The sequence below is a fragment of the Bradyrhizobium sp. RDI18 genome (assembly GCF_043203335.1).
Classification (GTDB): Bacteria; Pseudomonadota; Alphaproteobacteria; order Rhizobiales; family Xanthobacteraceae; genus Bradyrhizobium; species Bradyrhizobium retamae.
Genome location: NZ_JBICRN010000008.1, coordinates 3597631 through 3621995, shown reverse-complemented (window position 1 = coordinate 3621995; position 24365 = coordinate 3597631). Strand labels below are relative to the sequence as shown.

Sequence of the window (24365 nt, the reverse complement as noted above, 5' to 3'; positions counted from 1 at the left end):
GCCGGCTTAATCCCCGGGCCCGCCGGATGCCTATCCAGTTCGCGACACGCCTATCCGGAACGTGAACCTTTCCGCTATTCCCGGGACACACCACCAGGGGGCTTCGGAGTTGCGGATGATTGCTGGCCAGAACGTTTCATCGGCGACATCGGCGCTGCCGCGCGGCGTCAGGCGTGCGCTGGACGCGATGCGTGCCAATGTCGGCCATGGTTGGCGGCTGACGGAGCTTGCCGCGATCGGCGGTGTATCCGGCAGAACCCTGCAGCGGCAGTTCCTTAGCTTCGTCGGCAAGACCCCGCGCGCTGCACTTCGCGAGATCGGGCTCGAATGCGCCCGTCGCGAGCTGTTGCAGGGTACGCCTGATATCAAGATCATGGACGTGGCGCTGCGCTCCGGCTTTCCGCATTTCGGGCGGTTTTCAATCGAGTATCGCCGCCGCTATGGCGAAACGCCGTCGCAGACGCTGAAGCGGCAGGAGGTGCTCACCGACGCGCTCTGCGCGATGCCTTCGCTATTCGTATCGCGGCGCGATCGGCCCATGCTGGCGTTTGGGCCGATCGAAACGGCTGCGGAGTATAAGGAGATCGCAGCCGATATCGCCGATGACCTTCTCGTTGCTCTGAGCCGCGCAGGGATTTCGGTGGCAAGCCGGTCGAGGACCGCACGCTACCATCTGACCGGCACGATCCGGGGATCGGGCGCACAGGCGCGCCTGATCTTCCGTCTGATCGACAGCGAAACCGGTTGTCAGATTTGGGCGCACCGTACCAACAATATCTTGCGCGACGAAACCTCTACCGGGGAACATCTCGCGATCAGGATCGCCGCGATGCTTCAGTCAGGTTTGCGCCTTGCCGAGATCGATCGCGCGCAGCACAAGCCGGCGGCCGGCCTCAGCGCGCACGATCTCGCGCTGCGTGCGATGCCGGGCGTTGTCGCTCTCGATGCCGACGGCAATGCCCGCGCGCTTGAATTGCTGGAGCGCGCGATGGACCAGGACCCCACCCATCCGCTCGCCACTGCGCTGGCGGCCTGGGCGTATGTTCAGCGCGCGGTCTATCATTTCACGTCCGCGCCAGTGGAAGAGAGGTCCCGAAGTCTCGAACTGGCGCGTCGGGCTCAGGCCCTTTACGGCGACGCCACCGTGCTTGCCGTGCTCGGCAATGCGCTGACGTTGCTTGGGGAGCTCGATACTGCGGACCTGGTCATCCGCAAGGCGCTCGCCGTCGACGGTGGATCGGTCTGGGCGTGGAGCCGCAGCGGATGGATCGACGTCTATAAGGGCGAGCCGGAATCCGCGATCGAGCGTTTGAAGATTGCGCTCGATCTGGCGCCACACGATCCGCTTGCCTTCAACAGCATGGTCGGGATCGGCTGTGCTCATTTCAAGGCCGGCCAATATGCCGAGGCGGCGTACTGGCAAGAGCGGGCGTTGGCCGAGCATCCTTCCGCAAGCTGGGTGCATCGAACGCTATGCCCGGCCCACGTGCTCGCCGGGCAAAGGCCGCAGGCCCGACGCAGTCTCGGGGCGCTGCGTCACCACTATCCTGATCTCACGGTGTCGGAGGTGCAGCGGGGTATGCCGCCGCTACCGCAGGATTACCGTGATCTGGTGGTCGGAACCCTGCAGGAGGCAGGTCTGCCGGCCTGAACGCGGCGCTATTTCGAAGGCATCATTTCGAAGGCATGGCGACCTTGCGGCCGATACCCACAGGCCGGGGGGACTGCGGCGTGTGCGACGACCACCGCCTGGATGCGGGCGCGGATGTCCGGCGGGAACGGGGCCACTTTCCGCTCCTTCATATCCATATGGAGCGTCATGTTTTCCGAGGTGGCGGAAAGCCAGCCTTCGGTCGCGTGCCGCAGTTCCTCGAACGTATGCAGGCGTTTTTCGTCCGCAGCCAACAGATATACGGAAATCTGGACGGGATCGCCGAGGTGGATCTCGCGCAAATAGCGAACATGGGCTTCGGCGGTGAAGGTGGAGCCGTGGCGCTCCTTCATGTAGGTGGGTCCGATCCCGAGCTGCAGCCACATCTGGTCGATCGCGCGATCCATCATCACGTTGTAATAGGCCATATTGAGGTGGCCGTTATAGTCGATCCATTGCGGCTCGATCTGCATCACCGAGGAACGGAACGGGACTGAAGGCAGCGGCATATCCGTCAAATTATCCTCGTCGGCAGCACTGGTCGTCATCATCCATCCCTTTGTTTTTTCGGGTCTCTTGACCCCCCTTATATCCTTTGCCACGGTCCGCTCAAATTCGGGAGGAATTGGCGTGGCGACGACGATATCGGGTAGTATGAAGCGGCCGGAACCGCAGGCTTTGGCAAGCGCCGTGGAGGCGCTGGCGGCGCGGTTCGGCAACCGGCTGATCACCTCGCAGGCGGTGCGCGAGCAGCATGCCCATACCACCACCTGGCTGCCGACCCAGCCGCCCGACGCGGTGGTGATGGCGCAGGAAACCGCCGACATCCAGGACGTGGTGCGGATCTGCGCCAAGCACCGCGTGCCCGTGATCGCCTTTGGAACCGGCACCTCGCTGGAGGGCCAGGTCAATGCGCCGGCGGGCGGCATCTGCATCGATCTGCGCGACATGAACCGGATTCTCGAAGTTCACGCGGAGGATCTAGACTGCGTGATCCAGCCTGGCGTCACCCGCAAGGCGCTGAACGAGCACCTGCGCGACCAGGGATTGTTCTTTCCGATCGATCCGGGCGCCGATGCTTCGCTCGGCGGCATGACCGCGACGCGGGCGTCCGGCACCAATGCGGTGCGCTACGGCACCATGCGCGAGAACGTGCTGGCGCTGAAAGTGGTGCGCGGCGACGGGGAGATCATCACGACGGGGACGCGGGCGAAGAAATCCGCGGCCGGCTACGATCTGACGCATCTGTTCGTCGGCGCCGAGGGTACGCTTGGCATCATCTCCGAACTCACCATCAAGCTGCGCGGCATTCCCGAGACGATCGCGGCCGCCGCCTGCTCGTTCGAGACGGTGCGCGGCGCCTGCCAGGCCACGATCCTGGCCATCCAGACCGGCATTCCATTGGCGCGGATCGAGCTGCTCAACGCCGAGCAGGTACGCGCCTGCAACGCCTATTCCAAGCTGACCCTGCCGGAGACGCCGTTGCTGCTATTGGAATTCCACGGCAGCGAGGTCGAGGTCGCCGAACAGTCCAGGAATTTTGGCGAGATCGCCAAGGAATGCGGCGGCGGGGATTTCACCTGGACGACCAAGCCCGAGGACCGCACAAAACTTTGGCAGGCGCGGCATGACGCCTATTGGTCTGTCAAGGCGCTGCGGCCCGGCGCGGGCGTGGTGGCCACCGACGTCTGCGTGCCGATTTCACGGCTTGCGGATTGCGTCACCGAGACCGAGGAGGACCTGAAACGGCTGAACCTGCTGTCGCCGATCGTCGGCCATGTCGGCGACGGCAACTTTCACTGCTCGCTGGTTTGCGACGTCGACAACAAGGAAGAAATGGCGCGCGGCGAAGAGTTCATGCATCGCCTGGTCGAACGCGCGCAGTCGATGGGCGGCACCTGCACCGGCGAGCACGGTATCGGGCAGGGCAAGCAAAAATACCTCAAGGCCGAGCTCGGCCCCGAGGCGATCGACGCCATGCGCGCGCTGAAGCAGGCGCTCGATCCGCAGAACATTTTCAATCCCGGCAAGATCGTGCCGGTGAACTAGACGCGCCCGCCACCTTCATGTTGAAACCGCTGGTAGCGGGCGAAAGCCTGCAACGACGTTGTTCGCTCAAGGGTTGTATATTGTGGCGGCCGTCTAAGTTTGGTTCCAAACATAGCCTCGTTTCAACACCGCGCCGCCAGACTTAAACATCATCGCGCCTGAACTGCCCTCTTCTGCTTGGTTCCGCAACATGTGTTGCGTGTGTGCGTGATGAGGTGCGCTAAATGCGTTTTCTTTCCTGGGAGATTGTTGCCGCGTATGGCTTTTTACTGGCAGGTCCGGCGGCGAAGGCTGCCGAAATCCGAATTCCGGACCTGCCTTCGCCTCACTACAACTGGACCGGATTCTATGCGGGCGTTTATGGCGGCGGTGCGTATGCGGCGTGGGCTGCCGATTACTGCCGAAACGGTGCGTGCCGCCATGCGGAGGGACAGGCGAGCGGCTTCGCCGTCGGCGTTTACGGCGGCTACAACTATCAGTTCGTCAACCGCTTTGTCATCGGCGCCGAATTCGATTGGGGCAAGTCCACCTCGTCAAAGGACGAACTCGTCTTTGGCGACAGTGCGTTGCTATCGAGATTCGGCGCGTTCGGCTCCGCTCGCCTGCGCGCCGGCTACGCGTTCGACCGCCTGCTCGCCTTTGGTGCGGTCGGTGTCGGCGTGGCCAGCATCAGCAACGGCTATCGCTATACGGTTCAGAGAGGGTGTGACACGCTGGAGCAGGCGATCTGGGACGAACAGGTCAAGGCCGGGCTGATCGCAGGCGCGGGCATCGAGTATGCTTTCACCAAGCATCTGGTCGCGCGCGGTGAATATCTCTATGCCGATTACGGCAGCGCCACGCTGTCCAGCCGGGACCGCACCCGGGCTGAATTCCGCAACGAGATGCACTTCGTGCGCGTGGGCGCCAGTTATCGGTTCTAATGCTTCGCTCAGAATGGTCCGGCGGCGTCGGCTGCCGGATCATCTTGTCGCGCTTCTCCATGCGTCTTATCGTGCGGGCGGCGCGGTGATCGCCTTGCGGATTGCTGCGAGTGGCGCGGTGTCATCGAACTCGAGATCTTCGCCAACCCGCCTCAATCCGAGGTCGCGCCACAGCGCCGCGAGATCGGGCGTTACCGGCTTCGGCCCCATCTCGTTGTGAAGCCGGGTCAGCACGTCGACGCCGACGGCCTTGTCGGCGGTTGCAAGAATGCGCTCGATCGGCCAGTCCTGCTCATGATTGCCGCCAGCGGCGAGTACGCCGCGCATCGCGTCCTGCAGGCCGAGGCGATTATTGGTGGCCTTGCGGATCTCGATGTCGGCAAGCAGGCAGAACATCGCGCCGCCCCAATACTTCCGCCCCCAGGTGCCAGTGTTGTCGAGTCCCTGGTCGCCGGCCTGCGGCAGCCCCTTCGGCATGTCGCGCATCATCGCCTGCCAGATTTCCCGCGCGCTGAGGTCTCCGGCCTGCACCCGCGCGACCGGCTCGACATAGACCGCCAATCCTTCCGAGAGCCACGCGTAGCGGTCGGGCATGTCGGGCAGGGCGGTATGCACCATCTCGTGCACCATCACCCAGTCGCGGCGCAGCACATCCTCGCTTGAATCGCGGCCGAGCGGAATGCGAATGGCGGCGCCGCGATAGCCCCACGTCGTGCCGCCGCGAATGCGGCCTCCATCCACCGGCACCAAGAGCAGCCGGAGCGAGTTGACGGGAAATCGCCCGTAATAGGTCGTCACGGCCCGGGCCGACATCCTGATCCAGTCGAGCAGTTTTTCCCTGGGCAGCATGAAGTCGCCCGGCGCGAACGCGGCATGGATGATGCCGCCGGGCACTTCAATATCGGTTTTGGGCAGCCGGTCGAAAGCGTCGTAGGGCATCCGGTCGCGCATATATTCCGATTGCGCATCGGCGCGGAACGAAATGGCGCTTGCCAACGTCGTGACGATCACGGCGGCCACGGTCCAGCGAAATGCACTGGCGGCTTTCATCGCAGCACGGTTTGGGCCGCGGCCGACCGCTCCTCACCTGGGCGTTGCGCGATGAACGAAGCGGCCTGTTCGTGGAGATCGCCGAGCATGGCGGCGAGCAAGGCTTCGCCCTTGGCCGATGTCGCCCGTGTCGGATCGCCATAGCTGCCGGAGCGGCTGTAATTTGGTGAGTACGGATCCGACGGCGTCAGTGCGCCCGGCGTCTCCTGGTTCCGGGCGGGGCTGGCTTCGGCGCGCGTCATGTCGACCAGATGCGGTGCCAGCGCCAGCATCAGCGACGTTTCCAGTTCATCCGCATGGCTGCCATGGCTCTGTTCGGCCAATTGCTTCGCCACGCGCGGATAGCGCGGACCCTCGTGGATCCACAGATGCCTGATCCGCTCGCTGTCGAGGCGCGCCAGTGCGCGATCGACCGGGGCTAACGTGCTGATTCCGGTATTGAGCACCAAGAGCTTTGGAATTCCGCCGGCGAGAATCTGCCCCGCAATCTCGCGCACCAGCGCCTCGAAGGTCGAAATCGACAGGCTGCTGCTGCCGGCATATTCGACGAAGGCGGGATAATGGCCGTAGGTCAGCGTCGGCCAGATCAGCGCGTCGATCTTTTCCGCCATCCTGGCCGCGAGCCATTCGGCCTGGATGCGGTCGGTGTTGAGCGGGAGGTGGAAGCCGTGCTGCTTGGCGGCGGCGCCGATTGGCAATATGGCCACCGCACCGCTACCGATGCGCCGCGCGACTTCGTCCCAGTGCATGCGCTCGATGAAGTGGCGATCGGTGTCCGTTCCCATTCGCCGAGCGCTCCTCTTCATGAGCCGACGGAAACATCCGTCAAAAGTCCCGCCGTGATCCAACCGTGCAGATAGCCGGCGCCGCGGCCTGCCGCGCTGTCGGGGTCGTCATAGGTCGCGAGCATTTCGCAGAGCACGCCGAACGGAATGCCGTTCGCGGCCTCATCCCACATCATCGCCTCTTCCGCCGAAAGCTCGCGGAACATCGGCGTGACGTCCTGACGCCAGATCAGAAGATGCGCCGGCTGCTCCAGTGCGGTCGCGTCGGGCGGCGTTTCGTCGTTCTTGAGCGCGAGCCAGATCGCAGCCGCATTGGTTGCAAGATCGAGCCTGAAGGCACTGGGATGCGGCAGAAACCTCAGGCCCGACCATGCCTCGGGCGCAAAGCGCGCCATGTCGGCCAGTTCGACCACCTTGCTTTCCGCGGCGTCGAAGGCGTCGTTGAGCGCCTTTTCCAGCGCGGCCAGATCCGACAGTACGGGATGGTCCGAGTAGGGCTTCGCCGATTTCAAAAACTCCGGCAGGCCATGCGAGAACCAGCGCAGGTTCGGATGCGCTGATGGCCGCGCCTTGACATAAGCATACCCCATCTCGTCGAACATTTCGTCGCCGAGATAAAGGTGCAGCAGTTCGTGGTCGTTGCGCATTGCCTCGACCAGCCGCGAACCGTAGGCGTAGCGATAGACGCCGAATAGCGTTTCGCGCTTCTCGCGCGGGCTGTCGAGGATTTCAGCCAGCACCGTATCGTCGCCATCAAGGATGCCGCGCTGAAACTCGGCTTGCTGTCGCGCAAAATCGCTCATTCCGCCTGCGTGCACCTCGGCAAGATTTTCTCGGCCATCTCACGTGTCCTGACAACCTCAAGCAACAATTCGTCGAGCGGCGGGATGTTGTCGTCGCGCTCGATCATGGTCGAGACGCGGCCAAAACGCTTCAACGCCGCGGCATAGAGATCCCAGACATCCTCGCACACCGGATGGTCGTGGGTGTCGATGATATGGGTGCCCATGTGGCTGTGGCCGGCCACGTGAAACTGCACCACGCGATCCGCCGGAATGCCGTTGAGGAAAGTCATGGGATCGTAGCCGTGGTTGAAGGCGCTGACATAGACATTGTTGACGTCGAACAGGAGCCAGCATCCGGAGCGGCGCGACAACTCGGAGAGGAATTCCCATTCCGTCATTTCGGAATTGCTGAACTGCACGTAGGTCGAGACGTTCTCGAGCACGATGGCGCGGCCGAGAAAATCCTGCACCAGTTGGACGCGGCTGACGACGTGATCGAGCGCTTCCCTGGTGTAGGGGATCGGCAGCAAATCATGCAGGTTCTTGCCGTGCACGCCGGTCCAGCACAGATGGTCCGATACCCATTTCGGCTCGACGCGCCGGGCGAGATCCTTCAGAGCCTGCAGATATTCGAAGTTCGGCGGGGCGGTGGAGGCGATCGACATCGACACGCCATGCATCACCACGGGGTAGCGTTCGCATATCCGGTCGAGCGTGCGCAGCGGCTGGCCGCCGGGCAACATGTAGTTTTCGCTGATCACCTCGAACCAGTCGATCGGCGGATTGCCGCTCAGGATTTCGTCGTAGTGCTGGTGGCGCAGGCCGAGACCGAAGCCGAGGAAGAGCGGCTTGGCCGATGTCACCGGGCGGTCTGCAAGCGCAGCCGCCGAAGTATCTGGCAATCGGCTTGCGACGTTCATCTCGTCTCCGCTCGAACGGCGCCGTAAGTGCGGCGGCGTGTCCCAAACTGCACCGTCAACCTAGCATGGATGCGAGGCCCGGCCTACACCGGGCCTCGATCGGACCGCGACTTAAGACGGCATATACTTGCCCTTGGCGGCGTCGCACTTTTCCTTGGTCATGGCCGAGAAGCCCTGCCCCTTGCAGGCGTTCTGGCCCTTGCAGGCATTGCTGGCGCCCTTGCAAGCGCTCTGGCCCTTGCAGGCATTGGCGCCGACGCACTTACCTTCGCCGGCGGCATAGGCCACGGTCGACACGGTGGCGCCGGCCAGGAACAGGGTGGCTGCAGCGGCAGCGAGGGTGGCGCCGGACTTCGAGGTCATCTTCATTTGTATCCTCCAAAGGAAGTGTGAGGGTGCATCGCCCGCAAGCCGCGACAGTTCCGGCCGACAAACTGCACCCGGAGATAGCTACGTGGCGGGTCTGGATTTAGTTACACGCGAGGCCGACTTTAATTTAACCGCAGGGTCGAAACAACGAGGGTCCGGCAAGCGCCGGGCCCTCGTTGCACCTGATCGGAACGATCAACCCTTGACGAACTTGGCGCCCATGGCGGCGCAAGCCTTCTCGGAGGTCGCCGAGAAGCCTTGACCCTTGCAGGCGTTCTGGCCCTTGCAGGCGTTGGCCGCGCCCTTGCAGGCGCTCTGGCCCTTGCAGGCATTGCCGGCCATGCACTTGCCCTGGGCGGCGTTCGCAGGCGTCGATACCGTCGACACCACCGAGCCGGCGAGGAACAGGGTGGCGGCGGCAGCGGCGAGCGTCGCGCCGGATTTGGAATTCAACTTCATGACGATCTCCTCGATGATTGTTTGAAGACAAAAAGTAACGCCGTGAGACCTGTTGATCGTTCGATCACAGACCCCGCTGACGCAAGGGAGGGATGGCATCAGATCGCGGTGGCTTGCCGGAGGACGTCAGGTCTCCGTGATTTGAGTGCTCATCCGAAACCAGCTACGGGGGATGGGGCGATTTGGTTACAGAGTTTCAAAAGAAAATTTTCTTTTTTGTCGCGCGATTGCTCAGCGGGAATATCGGCGGTTGGTTGCACTGCATCAAGCGATTTGGTTCAACTACAGCATGATGATTTTTGGTTAGATGAGTTGGCCGCAGACCCGCTTACCTCTCCCGCTTGCGGGGAGGTCGGCGCGAAGCGCCGGGTGGGGGCTCTCTCCACTCGGGCAGGTCGCCTGCGGAGACACCCCCACCCCAACCCTCCCTCGCAAGCGGGAGAGGGAGCGCACCTTCTTCGTTGGACAATCAGATCCAATTTCATTCATGCTTCAGCTCCGCACAGGCTTCAGCTTCGCCATCTGCGCGACCGTGGCCCGCAACTCCTCGGCGTTGAAGGACGGAAACGAGCAGATGCGATTGCTGCAGGCGAACGCCGCCGGTTCGCCGAGATCGGGATATTCGACGTCGGGGTTGGGCAGCTTGCCCTCGCGCAGATCGAGCCACTCCAGACGCTTGTAGCGGGCCGGCAGCGCGCGAGCCAGCGCATGCAGGTCTTTCGCGCGGGCGTCGTCCTTGTGTCCGACGATCGTCATGTGCGTGGGCTCAACCGCGAGTTCTTCGTCGGCGAGCAGAACGCCGGGCAGGGGACGCATCATTCCGGCCGAGGCGCTGGCGAGGTAACGCATCGCGTGCGCGGCCTCTTCGCGATAGGCGTCGTTGCCGAAGTAGCGGTTGAGCAGGTTCATGAATCTGACGACCTGCACCTGATCGTCGATCAGCTTGGCGGGCCTGGCGAGCACACCGGTTTTGCCTTCCGCCGTCTTCGAGGTCACGAAGCCGCCGGCCTCATCGTGGAAGGTCGCGATGAAATCGCCGGCCTTCCCTGCCGAGGTGAGCCAGTCGCGGTTTCCCGTGGCGGCATAGAGATCGAGGAAGGCCTGGCCCATCGCCAGCGTGTCGCCGATGAATGGCCCGCCGCGATCCTTTTCACCGTGCCGGAAGCCGCCATCGGGGAGCGCGCGGTTGTCGATCACCCATTTCGCCGCGCGCTCAGCGATCGCCAGCACCTTCGGATCGTTGGTGACGTTGTAGTAGGCCGAAAGCCCCGAGATTGCCCAGCCGTTTTCGCGCGCATACAGGTTTTTGTCGATGCGCGGCATGCCGAGCTTGCGCCGCTCGCCGTCGGACAGCGCGTAGTATGTGTGTCCGTTGATGTCGTGGTCGAGATCGGCATCCTGGCTGACATAGAACGCGCCGTCCGGACTCTTGAGAAACGCCGCGAGATAGCGTTCGATGTTGCGTGCGGCAGCAAGATATTTCGGATCCTTCCACAGCGCATAGGCCTGGCTGTATTGCCGGAGATATTGCGCCTGGAACGACATGATCTTTTTCGAAATGCGCGTGCGTCCAGGAGCCCGCTTCGGAATATTGGTACACGCCGCCCCAGACCGGATCGATCAGCGCGATGGCGGCATCGAGCGTCTGCCGGGCGCGCTTGGCCGCCATGGCGTCGCCGGACTCGGCGCGGGTGATCGCAAGGTCCATGCTGTCGGCGTCAATGTATTTCTGGTTCTCGCCCCAGCCGCCGAGTTTTTCCTCATAGGCTTCGTCGACATCCTTCATCAGCGCAGCGCGCTGTTCCTTGTCCAGGAAGGCGAAAGTCGACGGCTTCACCTCAAAAGCTTCGCCGACCGATGGTCCGGGCGTGGGATCGTCGATGATCGCCTTGAGCAGCGCCTGCATGCGCTCCGGCTCGATATAGCCCCTGATCTTGGCGATCTCGGTGCCGTCGGGGCCGAACACGATGGTCGCCGGCCAGCCCCAGTCGCCATAGCGGCTCGACAGATCGGGATTGGCGTCCTGATCGACCCGCACCGGCAGATACTTCGCGGCGAGCAATTCCCTGACCTCGGGATTGGCGTAGGTCGTCTTCTCCATCACGTGGCACCAGTGGCACCACACGGCCTCGAGATCGAGGATGACGAAACGCTGTTCGGCCTGCGCGCGGGCGAACAGATCGTCGCTCCAGTCGCTCCATTTGGGCCCGTCCGAAGCAAACGACGGCGATGCCACTAGCGCGGCAAGTGCGAAGGCGGCAAGGCGGACGAGTTTCATGGCGGCTCCCGGAAGCGTGGCGTTTTCTCCAGCTACGCAGCCAGCGAGATCAGGGCTCAAGCATTGGCCGATGTCACGGGATTGTGAGTGTCAGGTTGAAGCTTTGGGCTGACCGCTGGCATTCAGCAGCAGCCGGTCCAGTGACGCCGCGCCTGGGCCGGCAATCGCAAGCCACATGAAGCCGGCGAAGTAGGCAGCTTCCTCAAAACCGAGCAGTGTCTCCAGCGAGTCGACATCGCCCCATTTGGCCGACTTGATGGCGACAATCATGATCACCGCCAGCATCGCGGCCGGGATTCGCGTGAACAGGCCGAGGATCAGCATGGCACCGCCGAAAAATTCGACGCCGGCGACAAAGGGGGTGAGGATGTTGGGGAATGGGATGCCCCAGCCGATAAAGTTTTCGGTGACCTGCGCCAGATGATTGAGCTTGCCCCAGCCGGCCAGCATGAAGGTGTAACCGACGATGAGCCGCATGATCAGGGGGCCGGCCCAGGAAAAGTGCGAGGCGATCTGCGCGGGCAGCAGGACGAGCAGATTGACGATGGAATACATGCGACTCCCCTTGAGATTTCGTGACGCCGCGACCTGCGGTCACGTCGCGGCCGCGTTGGCAGCAGTCTGGTCCTGACAGGAGTTTCGTTGGCGCCGGCCCGCTCGTTACGGGGGCCTCAGCCGAAATTTTGCAGGGCGGGGAAAGTCTCCAGCAGCCAAATGCTGACGTTGGTGACGGCGCCGGTCAGGAAGCCGATGCCGGTGATCACCATCAGGATCCCCATGGCATGCTCGACCTTGGCGAGGTGCCGCTTCATCCGCGCAAACAGCGAGGAGAACTGCTCGATCATGAAGGCTGCCAGCAGGAACGGGATTCCGAGCCCGGCCGAATAGACCGCGAGCAGGCCGGCGCCCTTGGTGACGGTGGCCTCGGCGGCCGCAATCGACAGGATCGCCGCCAGAATGGGGCCGATGCAGGGAGTCCAGCCGAAGGCGAAGGCGAGCCCCATGGCATAGGCGCCCCAGAGGCCGACCGGTTTCGGCATCGGCATCCGCCCCTCGCGCATCAACAGTCCGATCCGGGTCAGGCCGAGGAAGTGCAGGCCCATGATGATGATCACGATGCCGGCCACGATCGAGAGCTCCGCCGACCAGGCGCGGATCAGGCCGCCGATCAGCGAGGCGCTGGCGCCAAGCGCCACGAAGACGGTGGAAAAGCCCAGCACGAACATCAGTGCCGACGCCATCACCGCGCGCTTTGATGCCTGCGTCGGTCCGGCATTGGCAACCTGCTCGATGGTCGCGCCGGTGAGATAGATCAGATAGGGCGGCACCAGCGGCAGCACGCAGGGAGACAGAAAGCTGACGAGACCGGCAATCAGGGCCGCCGGGATGGAAACATCGTGCATCGCATGACCTTCGAGAACTGCCGCAAGGCATAGCGCCGTCTTCGCTTGTACGGAACAGGCAATCGATAAGTTTCGTCGCCATTACGGCTCAACTGCGGTCACAGAGCCGTGTCCGGGGCGCCGAAATTGCCTCGCCGGCGAAACAGACGCTGGTATGGTCCCGTATTGCGGTAATCAGACCGTCAACGAGACCCCGCATGCGCCTCGGCATCCGCACCGCCATTTCCGCCCTCGTGCTGACGTCGATCGTCGTCAGTGCCGTCGGCGTGCATCTTTTGTGGTGGCGTACCGCCCATCAGGTCAGCCAGACGCTCGCCAACACCATCAACGACCAGATCGTATCCGCGGTCAGCGACGAACTGCAGTCGGTCACTTCAGAGGCGCGGTCGTCGATGCTGTCGGTGCGAACGCTGCTGGCCGAAAAAGTGTTCGACCCGCGCGACGCCCGAAAACGCGAGATCGTTTTCCGCTCGCAGTTGCTGTCGCAACCGACGATATCCTGGGTGGCATTCGGATGGCCAGACGGCTCGTTCTTTGCCGGGCACAAGCTCGGCGACAACGTCATCGAAATGCTCGAAATCACGCCCGACCGCAATTTGCGCATCAATCGCTACGAATTCGTCGGTAACGATCTTCGGCTCAAGGCGAGCTGGTTCGAAGACACCGACTATTCCGTGATCGAGCAGGAATGGTTTCGGGTCGCCAAAGAGACCAACGACGAACACTGGTCGACGCTGACGACGCATCCGCGCGGGGAGCGGCTGGCGGCGGCCTTTTCTGCCCCGATCGAAATCGATCACAAACCGGCCGGCGTCGTTGCGATCATCATTGAGCTGACCCGCGTCTCGAATTTTCTGTCGCAGCTCACGGTCGGGAAATCCGCGGGCGCCTTCATTCTCGAGCGGGACGGCAAGGTGGTGGCCTCGCCCGATCCTGATGCCAGCGAACTGGTGGCACTGAAGACCGATCACCCGCTGTTTCCGGTCGCGGTCGATGCGATCCGAAACGCCGGTAGCGCCTATGAACCCGGCGAGGGCCAGCCGTTCAACACGACGGTGACGCGGGACGGCAAGGCCTATCAGGCCGTGATCACGCCGATATCGTTTCCGGGTTGGTCGCTGGTGACGGTGGTGCCGGAATCGGAATTTCTCGGACCCGTCCAGATGACGATCCGAAACCTGCTGATCGGGCTTGCGGTCCTGATCGTTTTTGCCGGGCTGTTGTCGGCGTGGCTCGCCCAGCGCCTGATCGCAGCTCCCCTGATCAAGGTGGTGAACGAGATCAGGCATGTCGAGCGTTTCGACCTCGACAAGGTGCAGCGGCATCCGTCGCGGCTGGCCGAGATCGGAAACCTGTCGGGCGCGATCAGCGACATGGCGCAGGGGCTCGCCGCTTTCGGAAAATACATTCCGGCCGATCTGGTCAAACGGCTGATCAGCGACGGCAACGGCGCGCGGCTTGGCGGCGCGGTGCGGCCGATGAGCGTGATGTTCATCGATCTGGCCGGCTTCACCGGCATATCGGAGCGGCTCGGCGACCGCATCATCCCGCTGCTGTCGCGCTATTTCGATTGCGTCTCGGCGCAGATTCAAAACCAGAACGGCACCATCGACAAATTCATCGGCGACGCCGTGATGGCGTTCTGGGGCGCGCCGTCGCCCAACCCCGATCATGCCGTCGATTGCTGCCGGGCGGCCTTGGCGTGCCGGCGCGCGGTGGAAGAGGCAGGTCTCGTCGACGACTACGGCCAGCCGGTCAGGATCCGCATCGGCATCAATTCCGGCGACATGCTGGTCGGCAATATCGGATCGGAGGTGCGGCTGAACTACACCGTGATCGGCGATGCCGTGAATATTGCGAGCCGGCTGGAGAGCACCAACAAAGTGTACGGCTCCACGATCATCATCGGCCCCGAAACGCGAAGGCTCGCCGGGAAGAGCATCGTGGTTCGCGAACTCGACCGGCTGGCGGTCTATGGCCGTGCGGGTGGTTTGCAGATCTATGAATTGCTTGATATGGCCGGCGATATCGGCGCACCCGCCTGGGTGGCTTCGTACGAGGCCGGCCTTGCCGCCTGGCGCGCGCGGGATTTCTCGGCTGCGATGGGCGCATTCGAGAAGGTGCTGGAAATCCGCGAGCACGATGCAGCCTCAGTGACAATGATCGAGCGCTGCAGGCAGCAGCTCGAAAATCCGGCCGGCGAAGATTGGGACGGAACGACGGTGGCGCGGACCAAGTAGCCCGACGCGGCTTTGCCGCCTTGCCTTGCGGGGGCGGTTTGGCCATAGATGTGCCGGCCTTCACGCTGCATTCGCCAGCGATCGATAGGGAAGCCGTTCCGCGTTGAAAGTGCTGTTGACCCATACGCCGCAGTCGCGCGCCCAGTACTACGGCGACCGTAGTCTTGCCGGGCTGCAGGCCGTCGCGCAGGTGAAACTGCATGAAGCAAGCGACGCGCTCGATGCCGCCGGCTTGATCGAGGCCGCCCGCGATGTCGATATCATCGTGGCGGACCGGCTCACCGCGGGGCCGGGCGAGATATTTCCAGCGCTGCCGAACTTGCGCGCCTTCGTTCGTTGCGCCGTCGACATCCGCAACGTCGACGTCGAAGCCGCTTCGGCCGCCGGCGTTCTGGTCACACGCGCCGGACCCGGCTTCATTCAATCGGTCGCCGAACTCGCGCTCGGCTTCATGGTCGATCTGTCGCGCGGGGTTTCACGTGCGACCGCCGACTACCATGCCGGCCGCAAGCCGGAGGTCATCATGGGCCGGCAGTTGGCCGGCAGCCGCCTCGGCATCATCGGCTATGGCAGCATCGGCCGTTACCTGGCTGACATCGCCAAGGTGTTGGGCATGGAGATCATGGTCGCCGATCCCTTTGCGACCGTCAGCGATGCCGCGATCCGGCATGTACCGCTCGACGAACTGCTTGATCGTTCCGACTACATCGTCTGCCTCGCGGTCGCCAACGAGCAAACAGAGAATCTGATCGGGCAGGCGGCGCTGGCCCGCATGCAGCCGCACGCCTTCTTCATCAACCTGTCGCGCGGCAATCTCGTCGACGAGGCGGCGTTGTCAGCGGCGCTCCGCGAGAACCGCATCGCCGGCGCCGCAATGGATGTCGGCCGCGCGCTGGACCAGATGCCGTCGCCGGAGCTCGCAAGCCTACCGAACGTCATCGCAACCCCGCATATCGGCGGCCTGACGCCGCCGGCGATCGAGAGCCAGTCGCTGGAGACGGTGCGGCAGGTGGAGGACATTGTTGCGGGCAAGGTACCGGCCGGCGGGGTCAATGCCGAGCGTTGGAAGCGGAGTCCTGTAACGAAGCGGTGACTACTGCCGCCGCTGTGATCTCGCCCGCCCCTTGAACGACCGTCACGATGGATCCGCGATAGATCTTGTCGAATTCTCTGCTATGCGTTCGATTCTAAGGCTAGCAAAGTGGCTTCCACGTCGATAATTCCGTGTCCGAGACGCTCATTCCATCCTGGACCTTCAGTCTTGCGCGCATTGTCGTTGAGCGCTTGCTTCAAATCATCAGGGTGAAGGATTCTTTGGTCCCATCCGCTGCGAATTGCCGCGACAATGCCCGCAGCCAATCCGCAGGCGGCCGATGTGCCAGTGCTTGCAACATAAGGGGACCCGGTGTTGCCAACGAATGCTCCATCTAGATTACCAAGGGACGCATCGCCGACCTCACGAAAGGAACTCGGAGCACACAGATCTGGCTTCCACCGAGAAAGTAACAGCTGTCCGTGTCCTTGCGACGAATTTCCCAACCACCGAGCATCCGTCCTAACTGCTCCTGTAGTCAGCACTCTCGGGTGCGAATTTGCGCCAAAGATGCTGCTACCAGGACCAATGTCGCGCTTTCCACAGCGTCGGTCAGGACAGAACTGCCCGCAGTTCCCAGCTGCAAAAACGATATCGATCAAATCGTCTACCGTCGCGTCCACGACCGCGTTGAGTGGATGACCTGGTCTTTCTGTGTAATCGCCAGGCGGCGCCTCAGTGGAGCGGTCGAAAATCGACCAAGCATTTACAAGCACCCAAGGTCCGTCCCACGGAGGAATGGACAACTGACGCAAGAACTCGATGAGCAGTTTTAGCTGATAAAAAACATGCAAAGCGCTGCCAATGAAACCCGTCACATTGCTAATTCTCGGCGGAATGAGCGGTACGTCATAAAACGTTGCATCGGGCGCAGCATCGACGATGTTCCGAACCAACATCAAGCCATGACCGCGTGTAGTCGTACCTGGCCAGACGGTCCCGTTGACAAACCCTCCGCCAAAGTTCCGAACCATCGCTGCGTCAAAACCTTGATCAATAACAACAATGTTGACACCGCGTCCGGTTAAACCCCGCTGCGCCAGGCCGCCGGATCTCGTAAGCAACGCGGCGGCATTTCTGTCGCCGAACAGAATCTGATCGACGTTTGCGGGACAGAAATATTCTGATTCAGCGAGATGAAGATCGGCGCCCACGCCGAAAAAAGGCTCGGGCTTTCCCTGATCGCGTGCGGTATTATTCGCGTCCTCTACCGCCTTACGGAATTCGTTCAAACCGTCCAAATCCGGAATACCTTCCAAATCCGGAATACCTATCGAAATAACTAATTGTTCGAGGACCGGCAGCTCTCGCGGTGTGTCCGTGAGCTGAACCTGCCAATCCAATAAAGGAATTCCAAGAATACTTAATGGCCCCGTGTAATTACCCAGCAGTTTGCGCAGAAGCGCATTTACCTTCAAAAATAGCTCTTCATCTCCTGAGCTGTCGGTCTTTGCCGCACTCCCGTCTGGTAGTGCACTCGAAAAGTCGCTGCGACGGGCCACGATTACCTGCCGAATCATATCAGTCGCTCCTTATGCTTTGAACGATCGACATCGTCACCGAAAGACTCCGTACTCAAGTGAACCCGGAGGTCGCAATGTAGCTTGCGAGAAATCACTGCCATTCCGCGTTAGCAGCGATAATAAGAGGCAGAACGGTTGGGCAGTTAAGCAGAAGTGTCAAAGATTGATCGCCGAGGAATTTTCCGGCCCGGCTATCGGAGGGATAATGCAGGCCCAACACTTCCCTGTTGCGCGCCACTCTCTCGGCAAGGCGCCGCAGCGGAGTGCTATCACGGTCGCCGATGGTTGTTTCGGTACTAGCTGCAACAGGCATGACTCGCGCAAGGATGCCCGCCAACAAGTACGATTCTGTAGCGTGCCCGCTTGGATAGGATGCGTGGCCCGGGATATCGATCGGAGGCATCAGCGAAGGTGAAAGTTGAGAGGGACGCGGCCGAGGCTGGAGCCCTCCGCCCGGATTGAATTTATAGTGCATCGCCTGAAATTGGCCCACACGTAGAGCGATTTGGGTCAACAAGTAAGTCGCAGGATGCGAAGACTTATTATACATCAGCAGGCCAGCCCAATACACGGAGATATTATCGCGCTGGGCCAAAGCCTCAGACATGACTCCCGGGCGATAGTCCACCAACTCGTGAAGCTCATTTAGTTCAGCTTGCAGCGCTGCCCCCGCGGGAATAGGCTCCGCAGCCTGAAGGTTGAACTGATCCCAGCCCGGCACTCGAACAAATTCACTGAGCACAACGATCGACAAATGGAACGCACTCCATGCGTTCGGTGGGAAGCGCACGGCAGCGGTATTCGCGAATGGTGCAGCAAGATCCGCAGGCGGCCATCTATTGCCCCTGAACCAATTCTCGTTTGCGAGCTTGGCTAGAGCCGGTGAAACGCCAATAGGCCGGATCAATGATGGTTTCTCGATGCCTAGCCTTGAAGCATTCGCGCCATCTGCGCCGTCGGCGCCATCTGCGCCGTCTGCACCATCAGCACCGTCAGCCGGTCCAAATGATCTCATGTCATTTCTCCCCCGTTGCACTCGGCTGATTTTCGCTCTCAGGTCATTCCGGGAGTCCAGCCGCTCTCAAATGCTGCATGAATCGCTCTTTGATCTGTTCATGACGAAAGGGTTGCCGGGTCCTTTCATAGGTTTTCAACCGAAACTCCGGCTCTAACTCAATCAGCTTGGCCGCGACTTCACGCGCTTCTTCCATTTGGCCCAGGCCAACCAGGCCCGCGATCAAAACTCTATGATTGGCAGTGTACAAGGCGTTCTCTTCAAAGGACATCCTTCCCCACTTCACGGCCTCTCGAAAGTCGCCCTTGGCGTAGTATGCGAGGTTCAGAAACATGTAAAAGTAGAAAAGATTCTGGTCGAACGGCGAAAGGCGTAAACCATGCTCTGCGCGTCTGATTGCCTGCTCCGCCTCCCCAATATAGCTCAATGTGGCGCTGGATAGTATCCATGCAACCGCGTGGTTGGGGCATGCAGCGAGCGCTCGATCAAGGTATATCATCGCGCCATCGTATTCATGAAACAGAAACGACTTCACGTGACCGAAAGTGGCTAGGGCAAGCGCGTTCTGTCCATCCAGCTCTATCGCTCGTGCGGCTAGTTGAGCGGCGCTGGCCGCATCCTCGTTCGGGTTGGGGGACCAGCCTTGACCGACGTACATGCTATGCCACCGCGCCGCCCATGCGACGGGCATGGCGAACTGTTGATCCTCGGCAATCGCCTTGTTCAGGAATTCACGCGCTTTCAGGAATGTCTGTTTGTCGAGGCTGTTGATAATCTGTATGCCCCTGAGCGCGTAGTCATATGCGGTGAAGCTTTCCGGCTTTTTCCGCATCGCGTTGCGTAGTTCGCTGTTGCGGACCTTTGGCGCAATGCCGGCAACTATCTTCCGGACGATGTGATCCTGAAGATCGAACAGCTCGCCGGGGGCAACTTCCACCGCGTCACCCCATAGCGTCTCCATCGTTTCGGAGTCGCATGCCTGGATCGAAACCCGGACTAAACGCTCGGATCGACGAACGCTGCCAAAGACAATGTAGCGCGCACCGAGAGACTGGCCGACCTCGCGAGGATCGGGGTTACTGCCGCGGTACTTGATGGTCGAAGCACGCGAGATCACGAAAAGTTCGCGTAAGCCGGCTAGAGAAACAATAATGTCCTCAACTATACCATCGGCAAAATAGTCATCTGCGGGATCACCGCCAAGATTCTGTAGCGGCAGAACAGCTATCGAGGGGAGGCTCTCGCGATGGCGACGACTCGGAACGACGATCGTCGGCGCGTCTACACTGACTGCATAAGCTCGTACTGGTTTTTCCAGGTTCTTGAGTTTGAGATAGCCGAGCTCACGCGTGAACCTGCCAACAGTGCCGCGCACCACATCATACACGGACTCGGACAACAATACGCCGCCGGGCTCGGCGTGCTCCTGCAACCTTGCAGCCACATTTACACCGTCCCCGTAGATGTCGGATTCAGTGACTATGATGTCTCCCACGTTGATTGCGATGCGCAGGGCGATTGACGGGGGTTGTCCGCTGCGCTCGATTTGAACGGACGGAACCAATCGTTGGATGTCTTGTGCCCATTCGACCGCATCAAGAGCACTGGAAAATTCGGCGAGGACACCATCGCCGGTCAATTTGACCAGCCTGCCACGATATTGCGAGATACGAGGACGGATTACCTCGTTGAGTATTTTCATCCATCGGAGGTGCGTATGACTTTCATCGCTTGCCATCAAAGCGGTGTAGCCAACGACGTCTACGAACGCGACGGCTGCCAACCGTCGGCTAATCCGGACTTCGACGGCGTCTTCCTCATGCGGAGGCAGAACGTGGGAAGAAGTATTCGCCTCGAATTCCGCCGGAAGTGGCATAACTGCCCCCGGGTTTTATCGTTACGCTTTCACAGACTCATAACGTAGGCTAATAGCCTGCCAGCTTTCCAGCACCCTTGCAATATGTCGTTCTTGAAGTTTCTCGCGACGGTGACCGGGCGCGTCACCCGTTCCCTTCCTAGTCGTTGCTAACCCTTCGTGCCCAATACAGAAGCACTTGGTTGTCGGCGCGTGGGGTCAGTTTGATTTTTTTTGACACACCCCAAGCCAGTGGCTGCTGATGGAGCGGTATGTAGCCGTAGTCGTCGAGAACGATCTGGAAAGCCTGCTTGGCAAGCTCGTTACGTTTGTTCTCGTTCATTTCGACCCGCATCCTGTCGGCCAACTCATCAACTTTCTTGTTGCAATAGCCGCCAAGGTTGGCTTCACCGCGCGAGCTCGACGGATTGTCCCGGCAGCCCATAAGGTCATAGAGCACGCTGTTGGCATCTAGTGTCGTAGGAACCCATCCGAACAGATAGAATGATGTTTTGAAGCCCCCTGCTTCAGCACCTTGGCAAAGAAATGCTGTTTGGGTTGCGCCAAAAGAGTGACCTTCACTCCTACACGCGCCAGCATGCCAACCACGGACTGGCAGATATCAGCGTCGTTAACGTAGCGATCATTCGGGCAATCCATTCCCACCTCGAAACCGTCCGGGTAGCCGGCTTCGCCGAGTAATCTTTTGGAACGCTCTGGATCGAACGACGGACGAACGAAATCATCCGATAGTTTGAACAACTCGGGCGCTATCATCAATGTGGATGGCCTTGACGTGTTGCGCATCACACGTGTCTTGATTAAATTGACGTCGATTGCCCTGAACATGGCTTCACGGACACGAATGTCCTTGAATGGGTTCTTGCCCTTCACGTTCGAGAACAGCAGCTCTTCGCGGTGCTGATCCATTCCCAGGAAGATCGTGCGCAACTCAGGTCCGGTAATCACACCAGCATTGGGGCTCGCTTTGATGCGGTCGATGTCCTGCAGCGGCACCGGTTCGATCACGTCCACATTGTTGGCGAGTAGGGCCGCGACGCGGGTGGCGTCAGACTTGATCGGGGTAAAGACAATTTCCTCCAGGTTATGCTCGACAGGTTTGCGCCACCAGTTCGGATTCCGCTTGAACACAGTACGGACGCCAGGCTGGTGGCTCTCTACCACGAACGGCCCGGTGCCGTTTGCGTGCAGCGATGCGTAGCTTGGCGATGTAGCGGAGGCCGGCGTTGGGTCCGACGAGTTGTTCGCCTCCGCCCATTTCTTATTCATGATGTACCAAGCCGCCCATTGAGTGATCAAAATGGGATCGGGGGTTGTCAGCACAAAATCGACGGTGTGGTCGTCGACCTTTATTGCCTTGGCTTCCGCTGGCATGCGGGTTTGCATGTTGGAGCCCTTGGCCCGGACTCGATTCGCCGAAAATACGACGTCGTCGGCTTTGAAGTCGTCGCCGTTATGGAATTTCACACCGCGGCGTAAGTGAAAACGCCATCTGGTTGGCTCTGGCGTTTCCCAGCTCTCCGCCAAAGCAGGAACTATCTCTAAGTTCTTATCGCGAGCTATCAGTCCTTCATAGATGTGGCCCAGATGGGCGAGGGTTGTGACTTCATTGAGCGTGTACGGATCGAGCGACTTCAGGTCTCCCTGATTGGCGTATCGCAAAGTCTGCGTCGATCCGGGCCCCCCGGAAAACAGAATGACCGCCAAGGCAAAAACGGTAGGACGAAACAGCATGTTACCTCTCCGAGAATGCATGCATGCTAGCCCGCAGGGTCTGGCCCATCCCGATTAATTAGCATCGTGCGGTGTCAGCCACCAAGGTCCATCTAGCGTCAAGTTCATGATAGTGCATAACTCAGGGGGCTACGCTCCGGCGGAACGTAGGATAACCATTGAGTGTTTTCCGGTCACGGCCTTATCAAAGAGCCGAACCCCTCCATTTGCGCCAAAAGAATTGCCCCCATGCATCTCCCCTTCTTCTACGGCTGGCTGATCGTTGTGGTGACGTTCGTCACCATGGCGATCGGCGTCAATGCGCGGACGGCGTTCTCGCTGTTCTTTCCGCCGATCATTGGCGAGTTCGGATGGGATCGCGGCGTCACGGCGGGCGCGTTTTCGTTCGGCTTTTTGGTTTCCGGCGGCATCAGCCCGCTGATCGGCCGCATGATGGATCGCCTCGGGCCGCGTGCGGTGATGGAGCTCGGCGTTGCGCTGATGGGCGGCGGGTTGTTGCTGGCGCCGCTCACGACGCAGCCCTGGCATCTCTATCTCACCATCGGCGTGCTGGTCGGCGCGGGCAGCGTGTGCCTCGGCTATTCCGGCCAATCGCTGTTTCTGCCGAACTGGTTCATCCGCCGCCGCGGGCTCGCCATGGGGCTCGCCTTTGCCGGCGTCGGCATCGGCTCGGTGACCTTGCTGCCGTGGGTGCAGCACATGATCGAGCAGACAGGCTGGCGCACCGCCTGCACCGCGATGGGTATTCTGGTGCTCGCCGTGCTCGCGCCGATCAACCTGCTGCTGCGGAAACGGCCCGAGGATATCGGGCTGTTGCCGGATGGCGACGCGGCACCGTCGGCCACATCGGCCGCGCCTCGCTCGAACGTCGTCGATCCCGTCTGGGCCGCCACCGACTGGACACTGCGCCGCGCGCTGCGCACCGCGCGATTCTGGTGGATTTCGCTCGGCTATTTCGGTGGCCTGTATGTCTGGTACGCGGTGCAGGTGCACCAGACCAAATACCTGCTCGACATCGGCTTCAGTGCCAACGTCGCGGTATGGGCGCTCGGCGTCGTCAGCCTGCTCGGCATCCCGGGCCAGATCTGGCTCGGGCATCTCTCCGACCGGATCGGCCGCGAATGGATCTGGGCGATAAGCTGTGCCGGCTTTGCGATCTGCTTCGCCGCGCTGATCGCCTTGAAGTTCGCGCCGGTGCTGCCTTTGGTCTATCTCATGATCTTCACGCAGGGCGCGCTCGGCTATGGCCTGACCTCGATCATGGGCGCGGTGGTGCTGGAAATCTTTCAGGGCAAGCAATACGGCAGCATCTTCGGCACCATCATGCTGGCGGCGCTGGCCGGAGGTGCGGCGGGCCCATGGGCGACCGGGCTGCTGTACGATCTTTCAGGCAGCTATACGCTCGCCTTTGCGCTCGGCATTGCCGTCAGCATCCTGTCGGCGGTGGCGATCTGGCAGGCATCGCCGGGCAAGGTGAGGGCGGTCGCGGGACAAATGCACAAGGCGCCAATCAAGCACGACCAGGCGTAGCCGCAACGTCTCATGCCGATGAAATTCCCATCGCTCGTTGCAGGTCGCCGATGGCGCGAAAAAAGCTGTCGGGCGGCGTGGTCTCTGGATCGATCAGGCGGTGCAGACGAAAGCCGTCCTCCAGCGCCAGCACCAGCGCGCCGGCCCATGGCGGATTGAGAATAGTTGTTCTGCCGCTGTTCCTGGCCGTGGTCTCGATGATGTCGGTGACCAGCTTTCGCCGGGCGCGCAGCCGCTTGGCAAGTTCGGGCCGGCGCTTTTCGGCGCGTGCCACGAACAGGATCATTTCCATGTGCAGCAGGGGAGAGCGGCCGAGCGGATCCTGCTGGCTTCTATTCATGGTCTTGAGCGCATCGATGAAGTCGGCGAGGTTCTTGTGCCGCTCGAGCAGATCGCGGATGCGTCCGATCGATTGCTCGACGTGATCCTCGAGCATAGCGATGATCAGTTCGTCCTTGCTCTTGAAGTTCGAATAAAATGCCCCGCGCGTGAAGCCGGCCGCCGCCGCAATCGCCTCGATGCTGGCGCCGCCAATGCCCTGTTCCTCGAACACGCGCGCCGCCGCCTCGAACAGCTTTTCGCGGGTGTCGTCCCTTGTGGGTCTGGTTCGCACTCTTGACATCTGTCCAGTTTAGGCGAAAATGCAACTCAATACAATGATGTATCGAATTTCGACCGATCG

The 24365-nt window shown here is 61.2% G+C and carries 19 protein-coding genes and 3 pseudogenes; 6 read left to right on the top strand and 16 right to left on the bottom strand.

Annotated elements, in window-relative coordinates; all coding sequences use genetic code 11:
• Positions 1-115 precede the first annotated feature (115 nt).
• Positions 116-1651, top strand: coding sequence for a helix-turn-helix domain-containing protein (locus ACFXS9_RS26405; RefSeq protein WP_392693675.1), 1536 nt, complete (start codon positions 116-118; stop codon positions 1649-1651).
• Between the two features lie 22 nt (positions 1652-1673).
• Here the strand turns inward: ACFXS9_RS26405 and ACFXS9_RS26400 are convergent.
• Positions 1674-2160: pseudogene (locus ACFXS9_RS26400) on the bottom strand (thioesterase family protein).
• Between the two features lie 145 nt (positions 2161-2305).
• On the opposite strand from ACFXS9_RS26400, the gene ACFXS9_RS26395 reads away from it, so the two are divergent.
• On the top strand, positions 2306-3700 hold the full coding sequence (locus tag ACFXS9_RS26395; protein ID WP_392693672.1) for an FAD-binding oxidoreductase: 1395 nt from the start codon (positions 2306-2308) through the stop codon (positions 3698-3700).
• A 224-nt stretch (positions 3701-3924) separates the two neighbouring features.
• Positions 3925-4623 (top strand): outer membrane protein, encoded by a 699-nt coding sequence (locus ACFXS9_RS26390; protein ID WP_392693669.1) that lies wholly within the window; start codon positions 3925-3927, stop codon positions 4621-4623.
• Between the two features lie 66 nt (positions 4624-4689).
• On the opposite strand, the gene ACFXS9_RS26385 is transcribed toward ACFXS9_RS26390, so the two are convergent.
• The 10 genes and pseudogenes from ACFXS9_RS26385 to ACFXS9_RS26340 all read right to left on the bottom strand — a co-directional run bounded on the left by ACFXS9_RS26385 (position 4690) and on the right by ACFXS9_RS26340 (position 12672).
• Complete coding sequence (locus ACFXS9_RS26385; protein ID WP_392693667.1) at positions 4690-5673, bottom strand: hypothetical protein; 984 nt, start codon at positions 5671-5673, stop codon at positions 4690-4692.
• The gene (locus ACFXS9_RS26380) at positions 5670-6458 is read right to left on the bottom strand and encodes a creatininase family protein (RefSeq protein WP_392693665.1); all 789 of its coding nucleotides are present in this window, start codon (positions 6456-6458) and stop codon (positions 5670-5672) included. Before ACFXS9_RS26380 ends, ACFXS9_RS26385 begins: the two co-directional genes overlap by 4 nt.
• Before the next feature lie 17 nt (positions 6459-6475).
• Entirely contained in the window at positions 6476-7261 is a 786-nt protein-coding gene (locus ACFXS9_RS26375) for a putative DNA-binding domain-containing protein (protein WP_392693663.1), read from the bottom strand.
• Positions 7258-8163 carry a DUF692 domain-containing protein gene (locus tag ACFXS9_RS26370; RefSeq protein WP_392693660.1) on the bottom strand — a complete coding sequence of 302 codons (906 nt, stop codon included), beginning with the start codon at positions 8161-8163 and terminating at the stop codon, positions 7258-7260. The genes ACFXS9_RS26375 and ACFXS9_RS26370 overlap by 4 nt, the downstream gene beginning before the upstream one ends.
• 111 nt (positions 8164-8274) lie before the next feature.
• Positions 8275-8532, bottom strand: a complete 258-nt coding sequence (locus tag ACFXS9_RS26365) for a hypothetical protein (protein WP_057846977.1) — start codon at positions 8530-8532, stop codon at positions 8275-8277.
• A 195-nt stretch (positions 8533-8727) separates the two neighbouring features.
• Entirely contained in the window at positions 8728-8991 is a 264-nt protein-coding gene (locus ACFXS9_RS26360) for a hypothetical protein (protein ID WP_197520947.1), read from the bottom strand.
• Positions 8992-9483: 492 nt separating this feature from the next.
• Complete coding sequence (locus tag ACFXS9_RS26355; RefSeq protein ID WP_392693657.1) at positions 9484-10536, bottom strand: beta-L-arabinofuranosidase domain-containing protein; 1053 nt, start codon at positions 10534-10536, stop codon at positions 9484-9486.
• 358 nt (positions 10537-10894) lie between these two features.
• A pseudogene (locus ACFXS9_RS26350) lies at positions 10895-11269 on the bottom strand (DUF255 domain-containing protein); the annotation flags it as partial.
• A 90-nt stretch (positions 11270-11359) separates the two neighbouring features.
• Positions 11360-11824 carry a DoxX family protein gene (locus ACFXS9_RS26345; RefSeq protein ID WP_392693654.1) on the bottom strand — a complete coding sequence of 155 codons (465 nt, stop codon included), beginning with the start codon at positions 11822-11824 and terminating at the stop codon, positions 11360-11362.
• Between the two features lie 116 nt (positions 11825-11940).
• A complete protein-coding gene (locus ACFXS9_RS26340) occupies positions 11941-12672 on the bottom strand; it encodes a cytochrome c biogenesis CcdA family protein (protein ID WP_392693651.1) in 732 nt (243 codons plus the stop codon).
• Positions 12673-12869: 197 nt separating this feature from the next.
• On the opposite strand from ACFXS9_RS26340, the gene ACFXS9_RS26335 reads away from it, so the two are divergent.
• Positions 12870-14912, top strand: coding sequence for an adenylate/guanylate cyclase domain-containing protein (locus ACFXS9_RS26335; protein WP_392693648.1), 2043 nt, complete (start codon positions 12870-12872; stop codon positions 14910-14912).
• A 103-nt stretch (positions 14913-15015) separates the two neighbouring features.
• Positions 15016-16005 carry a hydroxyacid dehydrogenase gene (locus ACFXS9_RS26330; RefSeq protein WP_392693646.1) on the top strand — a complete coding sequence of 330 codons (990 nt, stop codon included), beginning with the start codon at positions 15016-15018 and terminating at the stop codon, positions 16003-16005.
• Between the two features lie 80 nt (positions 16006-16085).
• Here ACFXS9_RS26330 and ACFXS9_RS26325 read toward each other — a convergent pair whose 3' ends face one another.
• From ACFXS9_RS26325 to ACFXS9_RS26310, 4 genes and pseudogenes are all read right to left on the bottom strand, one after another.
• Complete coding sequence (locus tag ACFXS9_RS26325; protein ID WP_392693644.1) at positions 16086-17525, bottom strand: S8 family serine peptidase; 1440 nt, start codon at positions 17523-17525, stop codon at positions 16086-16088.
• Between the two features lie 94 nt (positions 17526-17619).
• Positions 17620-18543, bottom strand: coding sequence for a hypothetical protein (locus ACFXS9_RS26320; protein WP_392693641.1), 924 nt, complete (start codon positions 18541-18543; stop codon positions 17620-17622).
• Between the two features lie 43 nt (positions 18544-18586).
• A complete protein-coding gene (locus tag ACFXS9_RS26315; RefSeq protein ID WP_392693639.1) occupies positions 18587-20326 on the bottom strand; it encodes an adenylate/guanylate cyclase domain-containing protein in 1740 nt (579 codons plus the stop codon).
• A gap of 232 nt (positions 20327-20558) precedes the next feature.
• Positions 20559-22174 (bottom strand): annotated as a pseudogene (locus tag ACFXS9_RS26310) (ABC transporter substrate-binding protein).
• 207 nt (positions 22175-22381) lie between these two features.
• Here ACFXS9_RS26310 and ACFXS9_RS26305 point away from each other — a divergent pair.
• The gene (locus ACFXS9_RS26305; protein WP_392693637.1) at positions 22382-23683 is read left to right on the top strand and encodes an MFS transporter; all 1302 of its coding nucleotides are present in this window, start codon (positions 22382-22384) and stop codon (positions 23681-23683) included.
• 10 nt (positions 23684-23693) lie between these two features.
• On the opposite strand, the gene ACFXS9_RS26300 is transcribed toward ACFXS9_RS26305, so the two are convergent.
• Positions 23694-24305, bottom strand: coding sequence for a TetR/AcrR family transcriptional regulator (locus ACFXS9_RS26300; RefSeq protein ID WP_334418138.1), 612 nt, complete (start codon positions 24303-24305; stop codon positions 23694-23696).
• Positions 24306-24365 lie beyond the last annotated feature (60 nt).